A 4,001-nucleotide genomic window follows, 5' to 3' on the forward strand; every position below is an offset into this window, starting at 1 on the left:
TCGGCGAGCGCATGGACGCGGGCCGCAAGGCACTGATGGACCGCGGCGACAACGAGGTCGGCCCCTACCAGAGTCCGATGGAAGACGGCATGCAGCACTTCCACGAGTGGTACCGGCGGGTGATGAACTTCAAGGGCTGACGCTTCGGATCGGCGCAGAACCCCGACGGGGCTGGTGCCATTAGCATCGGGGGCATGACTGCTCCCATGCTGATGGTTCTGGCCTCGTTTCTTTTTGCGCTGATGGGCGTGTGCGTCAAGCTGGCCAGTGCGCATTTCGGCACCGGCGAGATCGTGATGTACCGCGGCCTGATCGGGGCGGTGGCGATGGCGGTGCTGCTGCGCGCGCGCGGGCAGTCGCTGCGCACGGCGGTGCCGTGGATGCACGTCTGGCGCAGCATCGTCGGCGTGTCATCGCTGTGTCTGTGGTTCTACGCCATCAGCGGGTTGCCGCTGGCGACCGCGATGACGCTGAACTACATGTCGCCCATCTGGATGGCGATGTTCCTGATCGGCGGCTCGGTGCTGCTGGGCGGCGCGAAGATCAACCCGAAGCTGATTGCCACCGTGCTGGCCGGGTTTGTCGGCGTGGCCGCGATCCTGCGCCCGAGCATCGACCGCGACCAGCTCTGGTACGGCGTCGTCGGCTTCGGCTCGGGGATGCTGTCGGCGATGGCGTATCTGCAGATCACCGCACTCGGCCGCGTCGGTGAGCCCGAGACGCGTGTGGTGTTCTATTTTTCCTGTGGGGGCACGCTGGCTGGCCTGGCGCTGACGCTGCTCAATGGCGGATGGAGTCCGTGGCATGGCTGGACGGCCGCAGCGCTGGTGCTGGCCGTCGGGCTGTTCGCGACCGCCGCACAACTGGCGATGACCCGTGCCTTCGCGATCGGCCGACCGCTGGTGAACGCGAGCCTGCAGTACCTCGGCATCGCATTCGCGTTTGTGTTCGGCGTGCTGCTGTTCGACGATCCGGTGCATCCGCTGGCGCTGGCCGGCATGGTGCTGGTGGTCGGTGCCGGCATCACGGCGACCCGGCTGCGCCACGGCACCGGTCCGCGCCAGAATGCGCAGGACACGCTGCCCCCGGACCTCGAAACCTGAAGAGCCACCACCATGACGACCCTGCCGACCCCCCTGATCCATGCCGACGAACTGCTGGCCTGCGTGGGCACGGTGTGCGTGCTCGACGCGCGCTTCGACCTCGCTCGACCCGAAGCCGGCGCCGAGGCCTTCCTCGCCGGCCACCTGCCTGGCGCGCAGTACGTGCACCTCGACCGCGACCTGAGCGCCAAGGGCGACGTTCCTGCGTTGTGTGGCGGACGCCACCCGCTGCCGACCCGCGAACACTTCGCCGCCACGGTCGCGCGGCTCGGCATCACGCCGGCCACCCCGGTGGTGGTCTGTGACGCACAGGGCGGCATGTTCGCAGCCCGCGTCTGGTGGATGCTGCGCTGGCTCGGCCACGACGCGGTGGCCGTGCTCGATGGTGGTGTGGCGGCCTGGATGGCGGCAGGTGGGCTGCTGGAAACCGGCATGGCCGAATCGCCCCTGCCAGCGGCGGCCTACCCGTTGTCGCCCGAAGCGGGTCGGCGGGTCATGACCGCCGATGCGCTGCAGGCCCAGCTCGGCCGCGTCACGCTGATCGACGCCCGTGCACCGGAGCGCTACCGCGGCGATGTCGAGCCACTCGACCCCGTGGCCGGCCACATCCCTGGCGCGTTGAACCGGCCATTCAGCGCCAACCTCGCCGCAGGGGGCTGTTTCCAGCCGCCCGAGGTGCTCCGTGCCGCCTTCCTGCCGCTGCTGGGTGACGGCGAAGTCGTGCACCAGTGCGGCTCGGGCGTCACGGCTTGCCACAACCTGCTGGCCATGGAGATCGCCGGTCTGCCGGCCGCCACGCTCTATGCCGGTTCATGGAGCGAGTGGTGCGGTGACGGTCGTCGGCCGGTCGCCCGCGGCTGATGCCGGTGATGGCGGGTTGCCCGTGTCCTTCTTGATGGACATCAAGCCGGGCATTGCGCTTGAGCGCATCATGGATGTTCTCGGGACACCCGACCGGATGTCCCTCGTTCGCTGTTCAGGAGGTACACCATGTACAAGTGCATTCTGGTTCCGACCGATGGTTCCGAGATCACCGCCAAGGCGGTCGACTCCGCGATCACATTGGCCAAGACCTTCGGTGCCAAGCTCGTGACGCTGGCCGTCAAGGAGCCGTTTCCCTACAGCGCCATCTCCGAGATGCAGCCCATCCCGCCGCAGGAGTTCTTCGACGCGCAGGACCGCATCGCCAACAAGCACATCGAGCAGGTGAAGACACTCTGCGCCGCCAGCGGCGTGGCCTGCACGGCGGCGACGGTCGAGGCCGTGCACCCGTGGGAAGCTGTGATCGACTACGGCAAGGAGCAGGGCGCCGACCTGATCGTGATGGCCTCGCACGGCCGGCGCGGCATGGCGGCGCTGCTGCTGGGCAGCGAGACGCAGAAGGTGCTGACGCACAGCACCGTGCCCGTGCTGGTCGTTCGCTGAACCGATCCGGTGGCGGCTCAGTCGTCGTCGCCGCCGAGCAACCCGCCCAGCAGGCCACCGCCCGCGAGGCCGCCCAGCACCGAGCCCTCTTCGCGCGAGCCGCCGTTCTGCGGCGCCGCCGCGAAGATGCGGCTGGCCAGGCGCGAGAACGGCAGGCTCTGCATCCACACCGTGCCCGGGCCGGTGACCTTGGCGAGGAACAGGCCCTCGCCGCCGAACAGCGCGGTCTTGATCTTGCCGACGTACTGGATCTCGAAATTGACGCTCGGCGTCAGCGCGACGATGCAGCCGGTGTCGATCAGCAGGGTTTCGCCGTGCCGCAGTTCGCGGCGTGCGATGGTGCCACCGGCGTGCACGAAAGCCAGCCCGTCACCTTCGAGCTTCTGCATGATGAAGCCCTCGCCACCAAAAAATCCGACCGACAGCTTCTGCTGGAAGTAGATGCCCAGCGAGACGCCCTTGGCCGCGCACAGGAAGGCGTCCTTCTGGCAGATCAGCGTGCCGCCGAGCTGGCGCAGGTCCATCGGCAGGATCTTGCCTGGGTAGGGTGCGGCGAACGCCACGCGTTGCTTGCTGCTGCCGTGGTTGGTGTAGACCGTGGTGAACAGCGACTCGCCGGTGATCAGCCGCTTGCCCGCGCCGAGCAGCTTGCCCATGAAGCCGCCGGCCTGCCGGCTGCCGTCACCGAAGACGGTGTCCATGCCGATGCTGCCTTCCATGAACATCATGCTGCCGGCTTCGCCGACGGCCGCTTCGCCGGGATCGAGTTCGATCTCGACGAACTGCATCTCGGCGCCCTTGATCTCGTAGTCGATTGCGTCCATGGCCGTCGGTGCCCCCGTGGCACCTTGGGGGAGCGGGGACGCACTGGAGAATGAATCGAAGAGGGACATGTGCGTGTCATGGGTGGTGAAGAAGAGTGCCGATTCTCGCCGGACTCCCCCCGCACGGGTCAATGCTTCAAGGGGGCGCGCAGCCGGTCGAATGCGGATGGCGCCACATACTGCAGCACCGGCTTGGCATGGTCCTGCGGATCGATCGCGACCACCACGCCCTGCGCTGGATAGAGCAGGTGCACCGTGCCATCCGACGTGGTCAGGCGCTCTGGCGCAGGGCCGAAGCGCTCGACGGCGGTCGCCTCGTCGAAGCGTGCGGCGGGCAGGAACACCAGCCCGGCCAGCGGTGCCGCGAGTGCGGTGGCATGGTCCTGCGGGGCCAGCGTCAGGCGCCAGGTGCCGCTGGGCTGGGGTTCGCGGTGGGTGGCCCGTTCGGCCCAGCTCTGGAGCGTGGCGGTGTCGGCCGAGCCGGTCAGCACCATCTTGCCCTGCACGAAGCCGGCACGGATACTCTCCAGGTAGCCCTCCAGCGTGAAGCTGCCTTGCGGATCGCGCACGAGGGCCAGTTCCAGCTTCTCGTCGGGCCAGCGCGTGGCGACCTGCTGCAGCGTGCCGTGGCCGAGGTCGAGGCCGAAGA

General features: G+C 68.3%; 6 protein-coding genes. 4 read left to right on the forward strand and 2 right to left on the reverse strand.

The window, feature by feature from the left end:
• The 4 genes from AB3X43_RS02250 to AB3X43_RS02265 all read left to right on the forward strand — a co-directional run.
• Nucleotides 1-140 (forward strand): SRPBCC family protein (locus AB3X43_RS02250; RefSeq protein ID WP_369428269.1); only part of this gene is annotated, 140 nt, incomplete at its 5' end.
• A 54-nt stretch (nucleotides 141-194) separates the two neighbouring features.
• Nucleotides 195-1,103 (forward strand): DMT family transporter, encoded by a 909-nt coding sequence (locus AB3X43_RS02255; RefSeq protein ID WP_369428264.1) that lies wholly within the window; start codon nucleotides 195-197, stop codon nucleotides 1,101-1,103.
• 12 nt (nucleotides 1,104-1,115) lie between these two features.
• Nucleotides 1,116-1,964 carry a sulfurtransferase gene (locus AB3X43_RS02260; RefSeq protein WP_369428265.1) on the forward strand — a complete coding sequence of 283 codons (849 nt, stop codon included), beginning with the start codon at nucleotides 1,116-1,118 and terminating at the stop codon, nucleotides 1,962-1,964.
• A gap of 129 nt (nucleotides 1,965-2,093) precedes the next feature.
• Entirely contained in the window at nucleotides 2,094-2,528 is a 435-nt protein-coding gene (locus AB3X43_RS02265) for a universal stress protein (protein WP_369428266.1), read from the forward strand.
• A gap of 17 nt (nucleotides 2,529-2,545) precedes the next feature.
• Here AB3X43_RS02265 and AB3X43_RS02270 read toward each other — a convergent pair whose 3' ends face one another.
• Both AB3X43_RS02270 and AB3X43_RS02275 read right to left on the reverse strand, forming a co-directional pair.
• Nucleotides 2,546-3,352, reverse strand: coding sequence for a TIGR00266 family protein (locus AB3X43_RS02270; protein ID WP_369428267.1), 807 nt, complete (start codon nucleotides 3,350-3,352; stop codon nucleotides 2,546-2,548).
• A gap of 128 nt (nucleotides 3,353-3,480) precedes the next feature.
• Nucleotides 3,481-4,001 (reverse strand): hypothetical protein (locus AB3X43_RS02275; protein WP_369428268.1); only part of this gene is annotated, 521 nt, incomplete at its 5' end.

Origin of the sequence: Sphaerotilus sp., assembly GCF_041083715.1 — a bacterium.
Taxonomy (GTDB): Bacteria; Pseudomonadota; Gammaproteobacteria; order Burkholderiales; family Burkholderiaceae_C; genus Sphaerotilus.

What these genes read in the sequence shown, in the direction of transcription:
- AB3X43_RS02265 (WP_369428266.1), top strand. Translation starts at nt 2,094, where the DNA reads ATGTACAAGTGCATTCTGGTTCCGACCGATGGTTCCGAGATCACCGCC.
- AB3X43_RS02270 (WP_369428267.1), bottom strand. Translation starts at nt 3,352, where the DNA reads ATGGACGCAATCGACTACGAGATCAAGGGCGCCGAGATGCAGTTCGTC.
- AB3X43_RS02255 (WP_369428264.1), top strand. Translation starts at nt 195, where the DNA reads ATGACTGCTCCCATGCTGATGGTTCTGGCCTCGTTTCTTTTTGCGCTG.
- AB3X43_RS02260 (WP_369428265.1), top strand. Translation starts at nt 1,116, where the DNA reads ATGACGACCCTGCCGACCCCCCTGATCCATGCCGACGAACTGCTGGCC.